This window comes from Oricola cellulosilytica (assembly GCF_019966575.1).
Taxonomy (GTDB): Bacteria; Pseudomonadota; Alphaproteobacteria; order Rhizobiales; family Rhizobiaceae; genus Oricola; species Oricola cellulosilytica.
In genome coordinates this window covers 132,151-148,078 of the sequence record NZ_JAINFK010000004.1, presented here as the reverse complement: position 1 = coordinate 148,078, position 15,928 = coordinate 132,151, and the positions used below count along the sequence as shown (strand labels likewise).

Below are 15,928 nucleotides of genomic sequence, written 5' to 3'. Positions count from 1 at the left end.
CGATCCGGTGCGATAATTTGGGCAGCGTTGCCGCCTTTACTTACGGAAACGGCTGATCAGATCGCGAGCCGACTGGGTATCTTCGCGGCGGGGCGGCGAAGAGGGTTGCGTCGCATTGCCGGGTGGATCGCGCAGCGGCGGTTCCTTCGTGAAAAGCGTGTCGTCGGCTGCGGAGGCTTGGCCGGGCGCCCGCTGATAGGTCGGCGGTGGCGCTGTTTTAAGCGAAGGCGCCTCGATACTGGGACGCTGCTCACCGACCCGTTCATCGCCCAATGGTTGGCGAACCTCCGAGAAACCACTGCTGTATTCTTCGCCGATTCCGCGCGGGTAACGCATCTTGTTGATCACGTCCCCCACGTTGACCGGCGTTTCCGCGTTCCTGGCGATGGCTTGCTCTTCGTAAAGATGATTGCCTGGCAGACGCTTCGTCTCGACATTCTGGAACTTCATGCGCATGGGCGTCGAGACGCCCTGACCGAAGGCAATCGCTTCGCGGTTGGCTAGCGACGGCAGGAAGTTGATGGCCGACCGGGACGAGCCGCTGATCGCGCGGCGCATGATCTCCTGGTCCCGGTCATTGCCGAGACGCATCGCGAAATAGGTATTGCACTGTGACAGGATCGTCTCGTCCAGTTCGCCCGGGCGCTGGGTCACGATGCCGAGATAAACGCCGTATTTGCGGCCTTCCTTCGCGATCCGTGCGATTGCCGAACGGGTGGGCGCGAACCCGGCGCTCTGGTCGGCCGGAATGTAGCGGTGGGCTTCTTCGCACACCACCAGCGTTTGTATTTGCGACTTACTCCAGATCGCCAGATCGAACGCGAGCCGGCACAGAACCGAGGCGACCGAGTTGACGACTTCCGAAGGCATGCCGCTCATCTGGAAGGCAGTGATAGGCTTGCCATGAGCTGGAACGCGGAAGAGCGTGCTCACGACGTCGGCGACGTTGTCCTCGATTGTCTTGCTGGCGAACATGAAGCGATAACGCGGGTCGTTGACGGCGGCGTCGATCCGCCCCATCAGCGCCTTCAGAAAGGGGCGCCCCTCGCGTCCATCCAGCATGCCCACGCGCTCGTCGAGCAAACGCATGAGATCCGATATACGATAGGGAACCGGTGTGTCCGACGTGATGGAGGTGGATTCCGAACTCTTGCGCAGGCTGGTCTTCTCGCTTCCGCTGAACTGCATCTTGGCAAGTGGGATGAGATCGCGCAGCGCATCGAGTTCCTCAGGAATGGAGGGGCGGCCGCGGTATAAAACCTCGGCAAATTCTTCCAAGCGGAACAGCCAAAACGGAAGGTCAAGGTCCCTGTCGTTGATGGTGATCGCCAGGTCCGGGAAGGCCACCGTGAATTCATTGTGGGGATCGAGAATGAGGATGCGGACGTCCGGTCGGCGTTCGACGATCTTGCGAAGCAGCAAAGCGACCGCCGTTGATTTACCGACGCCAGTCGTGCCGACTACCGCAAAATGGCGGGTAATCAAGCTGTCGACCGAAATCAGTGCCGGAATTTCCTGGTTCTGCGACAGGTAGCCGACCTCAACTGCCTGTACGTCCTTGTTTTCGTAAATAGCCAGCAAATCCTTGGCGCGAATGCGGTGCGCGACCGCGCCAAGATATGGATAGCTGGAAATACCGCCGGAAAACCGTGCGTTGCCATTGAGGTCTTCAGTGATCTCTCCGACTAGCTCGACGTGGATGGAGATCTCGTTTTCGGCGTCGCGAATCCAGGACCTGGATTGATTGTCGACCTTGAAGAGCATCCCGACGACGCGGTTTTCTCCAACCTTTATCGAAATCAGCTGACCGACCGACCAGTAATCATCGCTTGCGCCATCGGGGGCCGGCGACAGGGACGCGACGATCGCGTGCGTGCCGTCGCAGTAGACGACGTGTCCGTCGGTCCGGTTCCGTTGCTGGACAGATGGTTCCGGCATCGCTCCGTCTTCAACTGGAACCGCATTCCTCACGGTCTTCCTTCCCTGCAACTGATCGCGGTCTGGGTTTGCCGTACTATGAATAGGCGCGGTTAACGAATGCCTACGCTGCTCTGCACTTGACCTCGCAGGCTCTCACTCATAATCTCTCCACCAATGGCAAAAGTTATTCTCGTAGTACGATCGCGCATGGGCAGGGTGATGTAGTCACCCGGCGAAAGCACCCATGCGCGGACGACACCAAGGCTCCTCACGGGGCCTTTTTTATTGCACAGCTCCTTCAAAAACATCATTAGGTCTTGGTTGCCAGCGGACACCACAAGACGCCGAGAACGGGAATAGACGAATGAACGCGACGACGAAAACCACCGAACCGAAGGAAATTTCCGGTGCGGAGATGGTTATCCGCGCCCTGAAGGATAACGGGGTCGAACACATTTTCGGATATCCTGGCGGCGCTGTCCTTCCGATTTACGACGAGCTTTTCCAGCAGGAGGACGTGCAGCACGTTCTCGTCCGCCACGAGCAGGGAGCCGGCCACGCCGCGGAAGGATATGCCCGCTCGACGGGCAAACCCGGGGTGATGCTCGTGACGTCCGGCCCCGGCGCCACGAATGCTGTCACGCCGCTGCAAGACGCGCTGATGGACTCCATCCCGCTCGTCTGCATTACCGGCCAGGTCCCCACCTCGCTGATCGGCTCGGACGCGTTCCAGGAGTGCGACACCGTGGGGATCACGCGGCCATGCACAAAACACAACTGGCTGGTGAAGTCGGTCGACGACCTGCCGCGTATCCTGCATGAAGCGTTTCGCGTAGCTACGACCGGACGTCCGGGGCCGGTGGTCGTCGATATTCCGAAGGATGTCCAGTTCGCCAAGGGCGTCTACCAGTCACCCAAAACGGCAGAAATCCGGCCAAGCTATCAGCCCAGGCTGAGCGGCGACGAAGAATTGATCAAGGCCGCGGTCGAGCTGATGGCGACGGCCAAGCGGCCTATCCTCTACACCGGAGGGGGGGTCGTGAATTCGGGCCCGGAGGCCAGCGGATTGCTACGCGAGCTGGTGGAATTGACGGAATTTCCGATCACCTCGACGCTGATGGGGCTGGGCGCCTATCCGGCGAGCGGAAAAAACTGGCTGGGCATGCTCGGCATGCATGGGACGTACGAAGCGAATATGGCGATGCACGACTGCGACGTCATGATCAACATCGGCGCGCGCTTCGACGACCGGATAACCGGAAGGCTAGACAAGTTCGCGCCCAAGGCGAAGAAGATTCACGTCGATATCGATCCGTCCTCAATCAACAAGGTCGTCCATGTCGATCTCGGGATCATCGGGGACGTGCGTCACGTGCTGGAGGACATGGTGCGCATCTGGCGTGCATCGAAGGGCCAACAGGACCGGGCGGCTTTGGGACCGTGGTGGGAGCAGATCGACCGCTGGAAGGCGCGCAACTCGCTGGCGTACACGCCGAGCAAGGATGTCATCATGCCGCAGTTTGCGGTGCAGCGGCTCTACGAGGCGTCGCGCGCCTCAGGCAAAGAGACGTTCATCACAACCGAAGTCGGCCAGCATCAGATGTGGGCAGCCCAGTTTTTCGGGTTCGAGGCGCCGAACCGCTGGATGACATCGGGCGGGCTCGGAACGATGGGATACGGCCTTCCGGCCGCGTTCGGAGTGCAGATCGCGCATCCGGACGCCCTCGTCATCGACATCGCGGGAGACGCCTCGGTACTGATGACGATCCAGGAAATGTCATCCGCCGTTCAGCACAGTGCGCCGATCAAGGTGTTTATCCTGAACAACCAGTATATGGGGATGGTCCGCCAGTGGCAGCAGTTGCTGCACGGCAACCGGTTGTCGCATTCGTACACCGAGGCGCTGCCGGATTTCGTCAAGCTTGCCGAAGCGTATGGAGGGGTCGGGATCCGGGCGGAGAAACCCGACGAGCTCGACGACGCGATCCAGGAGATGATCAATGTGGATGCGCCGGTGATCTTCGATTGCCGGGTGGCCAATCTCGCCAATTGTTTCCCGATGATCCCGTCCGGAAAGGCACATAACGAGATGCTGCTGCCCGACGAAGCGACCGACGAGGCTGTGGCCAGCGCCATCAGTGCAGAGGGCAAGGCCCTTGTCTGAGGAAGCGGTACGGAATTGACGAGAAGGCCCCACATGCATCTCGTAATCGGCAACAAGCTCTATTCGTCCTGGTCGCTTCGGGCCTGGATGTTGCTGCATGCCTTCGAGATCCAGTTCGACGAAACCGTGATCGCGATGTATCAGCGCGATACCCGGGAGCGGATGCTGGCCTTTGGGCCGACGGGCAAAGTGCCGGTGCTGATCGATGGCGATGTGACCGTTTGGGAGAGCCTCGCGATTATGGAATATGTCGCTGACCGCTTTCCGAACAAGCGCGTGTGGCCTGTCGATCTTGATGCTCGCGCGCATGCGAGGTCCGCTGCGAGCGAAATGCATGCCGGCTTCACCGGCCTGCGCGCTGCCTGTCCCATGAACCTGACGAAGCGATTCGCGCCGAAGGATCGGGGCGCGGCCTGCGCGGCCGATGTGGTGCGTTTGCAGCAGTTGTGGAGCGAAGCGCGCGACCGGTTTGGTGGCGGTGGGCCTTTTCTTTATGGCGACTTCTCGGCGGCGGACGCTATGTTCGCTCCCGTGGTGACGCGGCTCGACACATACCAGGTTGCGGTCGACAAGCCGACCCGGAGCTACATGGACACCGTGCTGGCGCATCCGGCCTTTGCTGCATGGCGCGCGAGTGCGCTGGAAGAGCCTTGGCAACTGCCGCACTACGAAGAAGGCGAAACCGCTGTCGAAGTATTTCACCGGCCCAAATACAGGACCGTTGCACTCCAACACCCGGATCCACAGGGGAGTCATCCATGAACCGTCCCGTCAATCCGCCGGCATCAGCCTACTTCATAGCCAAGGAGACCGAGCGCCCCGAAACGCATACATTGTCGGTCGTGGTCGACAACGAACCCGGTGTTCTTGCACGTGTGATCGGATTGTTTTCCGGGCGCGGCTACAACATCGAAAGCCTGACCGTCTCCGAGACCGAGCACGAAAAGCATCTTTCGCGCATCACTATCGTGACGCGCGGAACGCCGCATGTGCTGGAGCAGATCAAGGCGCAACTCGAGCGCATCGTGCCGGTACACCGGGTTGTGGACTTGACGGTGGTCGCGCACGAGCGCGGTCATGAAAAGCCGCTGGAGCGGGAATTGGCCCTCATCAAGGTCTCGGGAACAGGTGATAACCGTGTCGAGACCCTCAGGCTGGCGGACGCATTCAGGGCGACGGTGATCGACGCCAATGTGGAGCACTTCATTTTCGAGGTAACGGGGCGCACATCGAAAATCGAGCAGTTCATCGCCATCATGGCACCGCTTGGACTGGTTGAAGTCTGCCGGACCGGCGTGGCTGCGATGAGCCGCGGTCCGGAGGGGATGTGAAATGAACGCCCGGCGAAGCTACACGCTTCGCCAGGCTGAAAGATTATCTCCCGCACGATGCAGTCGGGTGTGGGCCTTCATCACCGCCGCCGCCTCGCTCGCGAATTTCTCGCACGCGGCCAGACCGTCATCGGTCAAGAGGTCTACAAGGCTATCCGCTTGACAGCATTCGTGGGGGTTTCCTGCGTCGCGGGGTTGCTTCTGGCGTTCCGTTAGGGTCGGCCACGGTGGCCTGTTGCGCGGCGGCAGGGCCAGCGAACGAGAGCAGGGCAGCGGCGGTGAGTTTGCGGATCGTGAGCATTTTCATAATGTTGACGCCAATATCCAGACCGGTTTTAGGTCCTCATCGCCTGAACGTCCAAGTGTCAGCGGGGTCCGCGGTACGCACCCAGCGCAATGTCGGCTGCTGGCTCTAGCCAGCCGCATCATCGAGCGCCCGCGACGCTTCAATCAGCCGCCAACCGTCCTTCGAGCCGGCCAACTCGTCGCGCAGTTCGCGGTTCAGTTCGGCGGCGAGCCCTGGCACAATGACGGCCCGCATATGACGTCCGGTTTCACGGACGCGCACCTCTCTGCCAGGGTAACGGCGCTGGAGTTCGTTGCGGATTTTTTCTGCTGCAGGGTGGGTGTCGCTTGAGTCGAGTTTCCGCGGCGCGCCGTCTAGCAGTTCGGCAAAGGCAATGCGCACGTTGTCGAAGCCATCCTTCAGGATCGAGAAGGAAATGATGCCGGCTGCGGCGGCATCCGCCCACCAGAAACCGAACGCAATTCCGGCGATTCCGGCCATGCCCGCCACTCCCGTCTGCCAATCGGCAGCGTTCATTTGTGAATCCGTATGGAGGATCTTGTCGGCCAGGCGGTGGGCCGGACGTCTCTTCATGCGTCCTAGTATGACGGGCGGAACAACCGAATAGGCGAGAGCCGCCATCATCAGCCAGCCAAGCCATATGTCGCGTCCGAGGATCTGGACCGAGCCGATGGTGGGATGTTCCTGCCTTATCAGAGTAACCACCGCCTCGTAGAGCAGATATCCGCCCATGGCGGCCAGCGCGCAGGCGGCCGCGAAGAAGGCCAGCGAACCGAAGCGATGATACCCGAAAGGAAAGGCCGGATTTGGCTGCCGTCTCTCCAGTCTGATCGCCACTAGAAAAAGTATTGGCGGAAGAAGACTTAGGGCATCCTCGATCCACGCCGTTTTCATCGCCTGGCTCGAGCCCATCGTGAAAAACATAACAATAACGATCGTGACGAGGAAAAAGATCGTCCAGAGTTCCAGCCGAACGGCCCGGCGGGCCTCTTCCTCCAGTTCGGGTGGTAAATTTGCCCTCTGGGCTGTTCCCAGGACGCGATCGACCAGCATCTAATCCCCGACCGCCTTGTTCACTTGAAGCAGAAAGCCATTTTCACCCTTTCGGATCGCGAAAACCGTCTTCTCTCGCTTACCGTCGAGCAACACCTCGGAGACGGGTGACGAAAGACCAAACCGATTCTTGAAAGGTGTGTTTCGCGGCAATCCCCCAGCGAGGACGTGGATCTCGCCACTTTCGAGATCCGCGGCAAGGGCGTGTATTCCCGCCTGCCGATACTCCAGCCGGGCGTTTAGGTTTGCGGCCAGCCGGGTCAACGCCGCTTTTTCCGCTTCGTTTTCAGGTGGCACTGGCCCATCGGTTCCGACAATCAAGACGTCGCCTCTTACCGTCTGGCTGGTGCGGGATGGATCTTTCGGTAGCTCGCAGCCCAGAAGTGCCGACAGGCAAAAGAAAATCGCGCTTGCATATCGTAGCGAGTATGCCATGCCGGGTTCCTGTTTTTCCCGGATTGAGGAACGTACGGCCCGATAAATTGTTCCGGAGCCAGGCAACCTTCTGGTCGGCCCGGTTCGAATCCTCTAGAGCAGCGGAGATGAGATTTTCTCCCCAACAGGACGAGGCGCTGCAGGCCGTGGCGCGGTGGTTGAAGTCGGGCGAACGGCAGCTTTTTCGGCTGTTCGGCTATGCGGGCACCGGCAAGACGACGCTGGCGCGGCACTTCGCCGAGGACATCGACGGTGCAGTGCAGTTTGCCGCGTTCACCGGCAAGGCGGCGCAGGTGCTGCGCGCAAAGGGCGCGTCCAACGCCAAGACCATCCACTCTCTGATCTACCGTCCGCGCGGGGAGGAGGCCGTGTCGGACGAGACAACGGGGCGCACATCGATGTCGCCGACATTCTCGCTCAATCGCCAGAGCGATGTCGCCAAGGCGAAACTCATCGTGGTCGACGAATGCTCGATGGTCGACGAAGCGCTCGGGAGGGATCTCATGAGCTTCGGCACGCCGATCCTCGTCCTCGGAGACCCGGGGCAATTGCCGCCAATTTCCGGCGGAGGCTTCTTCACCGACGCTGAGCCGGACTACCTGCTAACCGAGATCCACCGGCAGGCGGCCGAAAACCCGATCATCCGGCTGGCGATGGATGTGCGAGCCGGCCGCGAGATCATGCATGGCGATTACGGTACGACGCAGGTAATCGCGAAGAGCGAGGTTGACCAGCAGGCTGTGCTTGCCGCCGATCAGGTATTGGTGGGCATCAATCGCACACGCCGCCGCTACAATCAGCGTCTTCGGGAGTTGAAGAACTTTACCTCGCCCTATCCCCAGGCAGGGGACAAATTGGTCTGCCTGCGCAACGATCCGGCCAAGGGTCTTCTCAACGGATCGCTGTGGAATGTCATGACCGCTTCGAAAGAGACGAGCAAGCCGGGCGTAAACTTGCTGATATCTCCTGAGGAAGGTGATTCCGATCGCGGCGTCTCGAAGATAAAGCTCCTGAAATCGGCCTTCGACTCACCAGAGCAGGACGTCGCCTGGCAGACGAAGAAGCGATATGACGATTTCGATTTTGGCTACGCGTTAACCGTGCACAAGGCACAGGGTTCCCAATGGAACGATGTTATGCTCTTTGACGAGAGCTTCGCTTTCCGCGACATGCGCAGCCGATGGCTGTATACGGCGATAACCAGGGCCTCGAATACACTTACCATAATTCGCTGATTGACAGCCCATTTTTCGGGTCTCTATACTGAGAGCAAAGAATTTTGGCGTTTTTTATCTTTTTAATTGTCGGCGCGTTATCAAGAAATGAATAGGTTCTCCGTATTTCGTAACATTCTAGCGAGTTCTGTACTTTTTTGGGATCACCATGACGGCATATGAGTTCATGCTTTACGGAGGGATCGGTCTTCTGCTCGTTTCCGCGCTCGTTCTGATCGTCCTAGGTTCACGAAAATCCGGGAACGAGCACGAAGGGTTTACCGAGACCTACGAGAGCCAACTCGAGGCGTTCCGGGGTAAGGGGCGGGATTAATACGGGGGTCGGTGCCGCCGGTTCGACGATGTTCATGTCGGGTCGCGTCGATCCCCAAACAGCACCCTGAAGGCCAATCGGCGTAGTGTGGTTTTGATTTTGCCGCGTCGGTGCTAGAGCGACGGTCCCGGCAATGGATCGAAGCTTGAGCGCATGCCAGCCAAACTTTCCGTAAATCTCAACGCGGTCGCGATGTTGCGAAACCGGCGCGATCTTCCCTGGCCCAGCGTCACCGGGCTTGGCCGGATCGCGCTTCAGTCAGGAGCGCACGGGTTGACGGTGCATCCGCGCCCGGACCAGCGACACATCCGATTCAGCGATCTGCCGGAACTGCGTGCGCTCATCGATGACGAGTTTCCCGACGCCGAGTTCAACATCGAGGGCTATCCGACACCGGAGTTTCTGGATCTCGTCGAGGCAAATGAACCCAATCAGGTGACGTTGGTCCCGGACCATCCGGCGCAAGCCACGTCGGATCACGGTTGGGATTTTGCCCTACAGGCGAACTTTCTTCGCGACTGCGTTCAACGCTTGAAGGCGCGGCGGATCCGCGTTTCCCTTTTTGCCGATCCCGACGCCGGAGACGCCGGCGTGGAGCAGGCCATGCGCACCGGCGCCGATCGGATAGAGCTTTACACCGGGCCATACGGCGCCTGCCACGACGATCCCGCTCGCGCGGCGGAACAAGCGGAGATTCTCGGAAGGACGGCTGACGCGGCGGTGGCGCGGGGGCTCGGGGTCAATGCCGGACACGACCTGACGGTGGACAACCTTCCGATGCTCGTCAGACGGGTTCCAAATTTGGCCGAGGTGTCAATCGGTCACGGCTTGACGGCGGATGCGTTGGAGTACGGGATGGCTGGAGCCGTTCACCGTTTTCTCCGTGCCTGCGAGAGCTAGCGCTCCTCAAAAATGTTTTCCGGAATTGAACGGTCCGACGCGGATACTTGCGGCGATCAGGCAGGCGGTGCTCCAGCCGATCAGCAGCAAACTGTTGATGCTCTCACTGCGGTGGCCGCTCAGGCGTACCTTGCTGCTCAGCCAGTTCATGAAATCGGTAACCCAGATCAGGCCGAAGTGTGAATGGCGACCGTGAGAAAGCCGATGGGGGTTCCGAGCGCGAGATTGGCCATCATGGCGGATCGAAGGACACGTTGTGCGGCTACGCTGAGGGTGGAAAGGGGCAACACCCTGTTCATCTTTGACTAATAGAATCCGCCATGAATCCCATGGAGGCGGCTCATGTTTCAGCGCCTGTTTACCAAGAGCGTTCCGCAGCAACGGTTGGAAGGTGCGATCGATCACCTGTCGGATCGGGAGGCGCAGGAAGCGCTGAGGGCCCGCAGCGCCGCGATGATACAGCGACTGGAGCGCAGGAGCAGCGAGGCGCGGCGCAAAGCTGTTGAGGAACAAGAGGCACGGCTCAAGGCAATCACCACTCCGCCGAGAGCGGACGACGGTCTCGCCCGCAGAACGCAACCGGATCTCGCAGAATCACCGGCGCCGGTGATTTACCAGTCAGCGACCGATAGCGAAACGGATCGAGGCGTGCCAACCGGGGCTATGGCCGACTGCGAGCAGTACGGCGAGGATGAGTTCATTGCTTCTGAAGAGCACCCTCCGGTCCAACACGAGGGCGCGGAAGTGAAGGTGAGTGCCGCTGATCCGGACGATGACGAACTTCGGCGTACGGCTGAAGAGGCGAAGGTGCGGATCGCAGCCCGTCTGAAGGCTCGCGAAGAGGGTGAGGGGGCGGAGCCATCCGAAACCGAAGGCCGGTTGGACTTCGGCCATGACGTTCCGCCGCTCGTGGATGACGGCGAGCCCGTCGACGGCGGCTGATCACATACGTAGATCGTACATCCTGGATATCCGGTCCACAGGTGTTCCGTCCGCGAGCGGCATGGCGCGCTCGATTGCCCAGTCCCTGAAACCCATTTTTTCGTAGTACGACAAGCCGCTGCGGTTGTCGGCGCGGATCGTCGCATTGATTGCGATTATGCCTCTTTGACAGGCGAATTCCAGCGTTGGGCCGAACAATGCGCGGCCGATGCCGCGCAGCTTCCGTTTCGGGCGCGCGTACGTCGCAATGTCGAGCCATTCTGACGGCAGGCGCGGGTGGGTGGAAAGACTCTGGAAACCGACCGGAACGCTCTCGGGGCCCGCAACCGCGGTATGACAGCAGACGCTGTTGTCGACGCACAAAAATGCCGCCAGAAAATCTGCGTCATCGATTGGCGTTTCCATGGCCGTCGTTCCACCGATCGCGATGATTGCATTCAGGATCGCGCTCAGTTCCGTGGCATCGGCCGGTCGGGCGGACAGCGATGTGTGTTCGAGTCGTATTGGAATGGTTGGCGGGGGCTGCCGGTTTCGTCAACGGTAATCGGATTTTACCTTGACGCAGTACCGTACGGTACGGTACGGCATCCGCATGAATAGTCATGAAGAGGCAGGCAGTAAGGCCAATTCCAACGGCGACGATTTTGCGCCCCGGCAGGCCGATGTGCTGGAGGCGGCGCTGGCGTTGCTGGTTGAGCGCGGGGGAGCGGGGTTGACGACAGCACGTCTGGCGCGCAGCGCGAACTGTTCCAAAGAAAGTATCTACAAGTGGTTCGGGGATAGGGATGGCTTGTTGGCGGCGATGGTCACCTATCAGGCAAGCAAGGTGGGTATCGGCGAGCCATGCGGCGGAACGTCGAGCGCGGCCGAGTTTCGGGCACAGCTTCTGGGCTTTGCGCACGATCTCCTGACGGTTCTGTCAGGACCGACGTCGCTTGCCCTGAACCGGGTTGCGATCGGGGAGGCGGGCCATGATGACGCCAATCTCGGAGGGCTACTGATCGAGCGCGGCCGGCGGATGATCGAGCGCCGCGCATCGGGTCTGCTGGAGGCCGGTCGCGCCCAAGGGTATCTGCGTTTTGACGACCGCGACGAGGCGTTCAACACGCTGTACGGCCTGATTGTCGGTGACCTCCACGTCCGTCTGCTGCTCGGGGACAAAGTCCCTGCCATGGCCAGCCGGGTGGCGATCGAAAGACAGGCCGCAACGGCCATCTCGAATTTCTACCGGCTCTACGGAGCCCCGGAAACAATCCAGACAGTCAACACGTAACAGCGAAGGAAACGATCATGCGTGTCTATTACGATCGCGATGCCGATCTCAATCTCATCAAGGGCAAGAAAGTTGTCATCGTCGGCTATGGCAGCCAAGGCCGGGCGCATGCGCTCAACCTGAAGGATTCCGGTGCGAAGAATATCAAGATCGCCCTGCGCGAGGGGTCCGCGACGGCCAAGAAGGCGGAGGCCGACGGCTTCGAGGTCCTTTCTGTCGCCGACGCCGCGAAATGGGCCGATCTGATGATGATGGCGACGCCGGACGAACTGCAGGCGGACATCTATCGCGATCATATCGCCGGTAACATCCGCGATGGCGCGGCGATTGCCTTTGCCCACGGCCTGAACGTTCACTTCGGGCTTATCGAGCCGAAGGACACGGTCGATGTGGTGATGATTGCGCCCAAGGGCCCGGGTCATACCGTACGCGGGGAATATCAAAAGGGCGGCGGCGTGCCGTGCCTGATCGCTGTCCATCACGACGCCTCGGGCAATGCGCACGACCTGGCGCTTTCCTACGCCTGTGGTGTTGGCGGCGGTCGTTCAGGCGTGATCGAGACCAATTTCAAGGAAGAGTGCGAGACCGACCTGTTCGGCGAACAGGTCGTCCTGTGCGGCGGTCTGGTCGAACTCATCCGCGCTGGCTTCGAGACCTTGGTGGAAGCCGGATACGCGCCGGAAATGGCATATTTCGAGTGCCTTCACGAAGTGAAGCTGATCGTCGACCTGATCTACGAGGGCGGCATCGCCAACATGAACTACTCGATCTCCAACACCGCCGAGTGGGGCGAATATGTTTCAGGCCCACGAATCATCACCGCCGAGACCAAGGCCGAGATGAAACGCGTTCTGACCGATATCCAGACGGGCAAGTTCACAAGCGAATGGATGCAGGAGTATCGTGCCGGTGGCTCGCGCTTCAAGGGCATCCGCCGGATGAACGACTCCCACCAGATCGAGGAAGTCGGCGAGAAGCTGCGCGGCATGATGCCCTGGATCAAGGGGAACGCCCTGGTGGACAAGGCCAAGAACTGACGACGCTCTAGCCAAACGAGTAGGGCCGCGGAATGATCTGCGGCCCGAACCGATACGAAAGACTCTGCCATGGCAATCGCAGATGACATCGAGACGCTGAAACGGCAGGAAGAAGCCCTGCTGTTCGAGACTTTTACGGAAGACGACGCATGGGCGCTCGGTTCGAGAATGCGCCAGCGGGCGGCCGATCAGAACCTGCCGCTCGTCATTGATATCCAGATTGCGGGGCGGCCGCTGTTCTATTCCGCCCTGCCCGGTACCTCTCCGGACAATCCCGAATGGGTGCGGCGCAAGATCAACGTCGTCATGCGCTATCATAAATGCTCCTACCGGGTGAGCCGGGAGATCGCGGCAGGCGGGGGAGCGCTGGATGAATTGCGCGGCGTCGCGCCGATTGACTTCGCTCCGCATGGGGGGTGTTTTCCAGTCCATATCCGGAGTGTCGGCGTCGTCGGAACGGTCACCGTGTCGGGTATTCCGCAGCGCGAAGACCACCGTTTCGTATTCGAGAGTCTTTGCGAGTTTCTCGGAACCGATCCGGCTCCGATCGCGCTCGGGCTCGAGGGGTGACCGGTGCGTGCTTTCCGGCCACTGATATCTGCCGGTTGAACAGCGCATGAAGATGCGAGACATGGAGACCATGTCCCGCTTTCCCTCGCTGAGTCGGCTTCGCGATACCCAACTCCTGCTGTCGCAGAAGCCGTTGCCCTACGTGGCCGGCAACCGTGCCGAGGTCGACGCCTACTGGCGGGCATGTGTCTCCACAAATCCGAGGCTCTGGAACGGTCCGTTCTTCATGTTCGACGGTGTGCGGATCGAGGACGGAGTTCTGCACGGGACCGGTTACCGCACGGATTTCGCCACCTTCCTGCACTGGCGCGCTCACGGCCGTTCTCAGGAACTCGTGCATATCACGGGGACGTCACTACCTGTGACGGAGGACGGCGCGCTGTTCGCCGTGCAAATGGCCGCCCATACGGCGAACGCCGGAGAGGTCTACTTTCCTGCGGGATCGTTCGACCCGAACGACCTGCGGAACGGGGTCTTCGACGTCGCGGCCAATATCGGGCGTGAACTTCTGGAAGAGACCGGATTTCTGCTCGAATGTGACCGGCCGGACGAGGGTTTCGTCGCGGTCTTCGAGAATGGCTGCTTGCATGTCGCCAAGCAGAGTCGTCTTCCGGGCTGCTTCGGCACCTGCGCGGCGATGCTGTCTTCGCATCAGCTAGCAACGGGCGACGACGAGATCGAAAGCGCGATTGCAATCCGTCGTAACGACCACAGCCGAATGCGGTTGCGGTCTTCCGCGCGCATGCTTGCCGATTGGCACTTCAGCAGCGCCGGATGAGCTATTCCGCAGGCTGGAGGCGATAGGCGATCAGCCTTGAGGTAAAAACCTGCACCGGCTCGCCGCCGCCATTGAGCGTAATGCTTTTCAGCGTCACCCGGGCCTGGTTCGGCCGCGAGCGGGACGGAACGATTTCGAGGATCTCCGAGCGCACGCGCAGCGTGTCGCCAGGGCGGACCGGCTTGGTCCATTCGATCTCTCCCCCCGATCCGATCATGCCACGGGCCAGCGGTACGCTCTCGACCAGTAGTCGCATGGTGATCGCAGCGGTGTGCCAGCCGCTTGCCACCAGTCCGCCGAACATGGTGTCGCGGGCTGCCATCTCATCGAGATGAAACGATTGGGGGTCGAACTCCGCGGCAAAGGATTTGAGCCGCTCTTCCTCCACCTGGTGGGCGCCCGATTCGAATATCTGGCCGACGAAAAGATCGTCGAGATAGAGCTGGGCGGTTCGGGATCGGGGCATGGGCGGTTCTTCGGCACTGGCGGATCGGAGTATTTTCCCCTAGCAGGATTACAGCGCAAAGGAGACATCATGCAACGAAGCTATGCGGTTTACGACGTCTTCACGGAGCGGGCGCTGGCCGGCAATCCGCTGGCCATCGTGTTCGACGCCGAAGGGCTGGAGACTGACGCCATGCAGGCGATCGCCAGAGAGTTCAACCTTTCGGAGACTGTGTTCGTTCAGCCGCCGGAACAGGAAGCGCAGACCGCGCGGATCCGCATATTCATGCCGGGCGGAGAACTTCCGTTCGCAGGCCACCCGACTGTCGGCACCGCAGTCGCCCTTGCTGAACGCAACGGCATTGGCGATGCGCTCGATCAGATCATCATCCTCAGGGAAACGATCGGCAACATTCGCTGCGCAGTACGCACTGAAGGCGAGTCCGGTTATGCCGAATTCGATCTGCCGCGCCTGCCCGAACCCCATCCTTGCGAACTCGACCCAGCTGCCGTCGCCGAGGCGTTGCGGCTTAATCCGCAGGACATCGGTTTCGAAAATCATACGATCAGTGCCTGGACCGCCGGAAAGCCCTATTTCTGCGTGCCCGTTCGCGGGCTCGATGCCGCGGCCCGCGCACAAATGAACGCGCAACGATGGACGGCGCTGTTCGAAGAGACCGACCCGCTAAAGATCGACTGTCCTTATGTCTATTGCCGCGAGACGGTGCACCACGAATGTGCCTTCCACGCGCGCATGTTTGCGCCGCACCACGGTATTCCAGAGGATCCCGCCACCGGCTCGGCGGTGGCGGCGTTGGCCGGCGCCATCAGCCATTTTGATGGCCTTTCCGACGGACCGGTTGCACTGCCGATCGAGCAAGGGATCGAGATGGGCCGGCCGTCCTTTATGCGGCTGGAGATCGAGGCGGCTGGCGGTGAGATCCGATCTGCCCGCATCGGGGGGGCGGCGGTTAAGGTTGCTGAAGGCACACTGTATGCGTGACACACTTTACATCCGGATTTCAGGCGACTAGATAGCCGCATCCGGCGGGTGTGTAGCTCAGATGGTAGAGCAGCTGACTCTTAATCAGCGGGTCCAGGGTTCGAGTCCCTGCTCACCCACCAGGGATTTCTGAATATGATCAGGCTCTTGAGTAGATCCGTTAAGCGGAACCAAAGGGGAACGTGAGACGCCGTGAGACCGTCTCACGTCTCACGCTCCGTCT

Annotated in this window: 18 protein-coding genes and 1 tRNA gene; 13 read left to right on the top strand and 6 right to left on the bottom strand. The window is 60.5% G+C overall.

The annotated features are described in order from the left end of the window. Positions 1-36: 36 nt before the first annotated feature. A complete protein-coding gene (locus LC298_RS10785; protein ID WP_131566978.1) occupies positions 37-1,938 on the bottom strand; it encodes an ATP-binding protein in 1,902 nt (633 codons plus the stop codon). Positions 1,939-2,284: 346 nt separating this feature from the next. Between LC298_RS10785 and LC298_RS10780 the strand changes: the two genes are divergently transcribed. Genes LC298_RS10780 through ilvN form a run of 3 tightly spaced genes read left to right on the top strand, consistent with a single transcriptional unit; the run spans position 2,285 to position 5,415 of the window. Continuing rightward, positions 2,285-4,084 carry an acetolactate synthase 3 large subunit gene (locus LC298_RS10780; protein WP_131566975.1) on the top strand — a complete coding sequence of 600 codons (1,800 nt, stop codon included), beginning with the start codon at positions 2,285-2,287 and terminating at the stop codon, positions 4,082-4,084. A 33-nt stretch (positions 4,085-4,117) separates the two neighbouring features. Beyond that, positions 4,118-4,846 (top strand): glutathione S-transferase family protein, encoded by a 729-nt coding sequence (locus tag LC298_RS10775; RefSeq protein ID WP_131566972.1) that lies wholly within the window; start codon positions 4,118-4,120, stop codon positions 4,844-4,846. Then, complete coding sequence (ilvN, locus tag LC298_RS10770; RefSeq protein WP_131566969.1) at positions 4,843-5,415, top strand: acetolactate synthase small subunit; 573 nt, start codon at positions 4,843-4,845, stop codon at positions 5,413-5,415. Before LC298_RS10775 ends, ilvN begins: the two co-directional genes overlap by 4 nt. Positions 5,416-5,827: 412 nt before the next feature. On the opposite strand, the gene LC298_RS10765 is transcribed toward ilvN, so the two are convergent. Further along, positions 5,828-6,775, bottom strand: coding sequence for a cation diffusion facilitator family transporter (locus LC298_RS10765; protein WP_131566966.1), 948 nt, complete (start codon positions 6,773-6,775; stop codon positions 5,828-5,830). Next, entirely contained in the window at positions 6,776-7,210 is a 435-nt protein-coding gene (locus tag LC298_RS10760; protein ID WP_131566963.1) for a type 2 periplasmic-binding domain-containing protein, read from the bottom strand. Positions 7,211-7,317: 107 nt separating this feature from the next. Between LC298_RS10760 and LC298_RS10755 the strand changes: the two genes are divergently transcribed. The 3 genes from LC298_RS10755 (at position 7,318) to LC298_RS10745 (ending at position 9,658) form a co-directional block, all read left to right on the top strand. Next, complete coding sequence (locus LC298_RS10755) at positions 7,318-8,445, top strand: ATP-dependent DNA helicase (RefSeq protein WP_131566960.1); 1,128 nt, start codon at positions 7,318-7,320, stop codon at positions 8,443-8,445. Positions 8,446-8,593: 148 nt separating this feature from the next. Then, on the top strand, positions 8,594-8,758 hold the full coding sequence (locus tag LC298_RS10750; RefSeq protein ID WP_158284715.1) for a hypothetical protein: 165 nt from the start codon (positions 8,594-8,596) through the stop codon (positions 8,756-8,758). A 153-nt stretch (positions 8,759-8,911) separates the two neighbouring features. Further along, on the top strand, positions 8,912-9,658 hold the full coding sequence (locus LC298_RS10745; protein WP_131566957.1) for a pyridoxine 5'-phosphate synthase: 747 nt from the start codon (positions 8,912-8,914) through the stop codon (positions 9,656-9,658). Positions 9,659-9,664: 6 nt separating this feature from the next. Here the strand turns inward: LC298_RS10745 and LC298_RS10740 are convergent, their stop codons facing one another. Continuing rightward, the gene (locus LC298_RS10740; RefSeq protein ID WP_199223221.1) at positions 9,665-9,808 is read right to left on the bottom strand and encodes a hypothetical protein; all 144 of its coding nucleotides are present in this window, start codon (positions 9,806-9,808) and stop codon (positions 9,665-9,667) included. 192 nt (positions 9,809-10,000) lie between these two features. Here LC298_RS10740 and LC298_RS10735 point away from each other — a divergent pair, with 192 nt between their 5' ends. Further along, positions 10,001-10,600 carry a hypothetical protein gene (locus tag LC298_RS10735; protein ID WP_131566955.1) on the top strand — a complete coding sequence of 200 codons (600 nt, stop codon included), beginning with the start codon at positions 10,001-10,003 and terminating at the stop codon, positions 10,598-10,600. Here LC298_RS10735 and LC298_RS10730 read toward each other — a convergent pair whose 3' ends face one another. Next, complete coding sequence (locus LC298_RS10730; RefSeq protein WP_131566952.1) at positions 10,601-11,005, bottom strand: GNAT family N-acetyltransferase; 405 nt, start codon at positions 11,003-11,005, stop codon at positions 10,601-10,603. It abuts the gene before it with no gap. 187 nt (positions 11,006-11,192) lie between these two features. Between LC298_RS10730 and LC298_RS10725 the strand changes: the two genes are divergently transcribed. From LC298_RS10725 to LC298_RS10710, 4 genes are all read left to right on the top strand, one after another. Next, on the top strand, positions 11,193-11,873 hold the full coding sequence (locus tag LC298_RS10725) for a TetR/AcrR family transcriptional regulator (protein WP_131567637.1): 681 nt from the start codon (positions 11,193-11,195) through the stop codon (positions 11,871-11,873). A gap of 17 nt (positions 11,874-11,890) precedes the next feature. Next, a complete protein-coding gene (ilvC, locus tag LC298_RS10720) occupies positions 11,891-12,910 on the top strand; it encodes a ketol-acid reductoisomerase (RefSeq protein WP_131566949.1) in 1,020 nt (339 codons plus the stop codon). A 69-nt stretch (positions 12,911-12,979) separates the two neighbouring features. Then, complete coding sequence (locus LC298_RS10715) at positions 12,980-13,480, top strand: heme-degrading domain-containing protein (RefSeq protein WP_131566946.1); 501 nt, start codon at positions 12,980-12,982, stop codon at positions 13,478-13,480. A 46-nt stretch (positions 13,481-13,526) separates the two neighbouring features. Then, complete coding sequence (locus LC298_RS10710) at positions 13,527-14,258, top strand: hypothetical protein (protein WP_131566944.1); 732 nt, start codon at positions 13,527-13,529, stop codon at positions 14,256-14,258. Between the two features lies 1 nt (position 14,259). On the opposite strand, the gene LC298_RS10705 is transcribed toward LC298_RS10710, so the two are convergent. After that, on the bottom strand, positions 14,260-14,724 hold the full coding sequence (locus tag LC298_RS10705; RefSeq protein WP_131566941.1) for a MaoC family dehydratase: 465 nt from the start codon (positions 14,722-14,724) through the stop codon (positions 14,260-14,262). Between the two features lie 69 nt (positions 14,725-14,793). Between LC298_RS10705 and LC298_RS10700 the strand changes: the two genes are divergently transcribed. Both LC298_RS10700 and LC298_RS10695 read left to right on the top strand, forming a co-directional pair. Then, complete coding sequence (locus tag LC298_RS10700) at positions 14,794-15,705, top strand: PhzF family phenazine biosynthesis protein (protein WP_263289124.1); 912 nt, start codon at positions 14,794-14,796, stop codon at positions 15,703-15,705. Between the two features lie 46 nt (positions 15,706-15,751). Continuing rightward, a tRNA-Lys gene (locus LC298_RS10695) sits at positions 15,752-15,827 on the top strand. Positions 15,828-15,928 lie beyond the last annotated feature (101 nt).

What these genes read in the sequence shown, in the direction of transcription:
- LC298_RS10760 (WP_131566963.1), bottom strand. Translation starts at nt 7,210, where the DNA reads ATGGCATACTCGCTACGATATGCAAGCGCGATTTTCTTTTGCCTGTCG.
- LC298_RS10730 (WP_131566952.1), bottom strand. Translation starts at nt 11,005, where the DNA reads ATGGAAACGCCAATCGATGACGCAGATTTTCTGGCGGCATTTTTGTGC.
- LC298_RS10705 (WP_131566941.1), bottom strand. Translation starts at nt 14,724, where the DNA reads ATGCCCCGATCCCGAACCGCCCAGCTCTATCTCGACGATCTTTTCGTC.
- LC298_RS10715 (WP_131566946.1), top strand. Translation starts at nt 12,980, where the DNA reads ATGGCAATCGCAGATGACATCGAGACGCTGAAACGGCAGGAAGAAGCC.
- LC298_RS10765 (WP_131566966.1), bottom strand. Translation starts at nt 6,775, where the DNA reads ATGCTGGTCGATCGCGTCCTGGGAACAGCCCAGAGGGCAAATTTACCA.
- ilvN (WP_131566969.1), top strand. Translation starts at nt 4,843, where the DNA reads ATGAACCGTCCCGTCAATCCGCCGGCATCAGCCTACTTCATAGCCAAG.
- LC298_RS10710 (WP_131566944.1), top strand. Translation starts at nt 13,527, where the DNA reads ATGAAGATGCGAGACATGGAGACCATGTCCCGCTTTCCCTCGCTGAGT.
- LC298_RS10745 (WP_131566957.1), top strand. Translation starts at nt 8,912, where the DNA reads ATGCCAGCCAAACTTTCCGTAAATCTCAACGCGGTCGCGATGTTGCGA.
- LC298_RS10785 (WP_131566978.1), bottom strand. Translation starts at nt 1,938, where the DNA reads ATGCCGGAACCATCTGTCCAGCAACGGAACCGGACCGACGGACACGTC.
- LC298_RS10775 (WP_131566972.1), top strand. Translation starts at nt 4,118, where the DNA reads ATGCATCTCGTAATCGGCAACAAGCTCTATTCGTCCTGGTCGCTTCGG.
- LC298_RS10755 (WP_131566960.1), top strand. Translation starts at nt 7,318, where the DNA reads ATGAGATTTTCTCCCCAACAGGACGAGGCGCTGCAGGCCGTGGCGCGG.
- ilvC (WP_131566949.1), top strand. Translation starts at nt 11,891, where the DNA reads ATGCGTGTCTATTACGATCGCGATGCCGATCTCAATCTCATCAAGGGC.
- LC298_RS10735 (WP_131566955.1), top strand. Translation starts at nt 10,001, where the DNA reads ATGTTTCAGCGCCTGTTTACCAAGAGCGTTCCGCAGCAACGGTTGGAA.
- LC298_RS10740 (WP_199223221.1), bottom strand. Translation starts at nt 9,808, where the DNA reads ATGAACTGGCTGAGCAGCAAGGTACGCCTGAGCGGCCACCGCAGTGAG.
- LC298_RS10750 (WP_158284715.1), top strand. Translation starts at nt 8,594, where the DNA reads ATGACGGCATATGAGTTCATGCTTTACGGAGGGATCGGTCTTCTGCTC.
- LC298_RS10780 (WP_131566975.1), top strand. Translation starts at nt 2,285, where the DNA reads ATGAACGCGACGACGAAAACCACCGAACCGAAGGAAATTTCCGGTGCG.
- LC298_RS10700 (WP_263289124.1), top strand. Translation starts at nt 14,794, where the DNA reads ATGCAACGAAGCTATGCGGTTTACGACGTCTTCACGGAGCGGGCGCTG.
- LC298_RS10725 (WP_131567637.1), top strand. Translation starts at nt 11,193, where the DNA reads ATGAATAGTCATGAAGAGGCAGGCAGTAAGGCCAATTCCAACGGCGAC.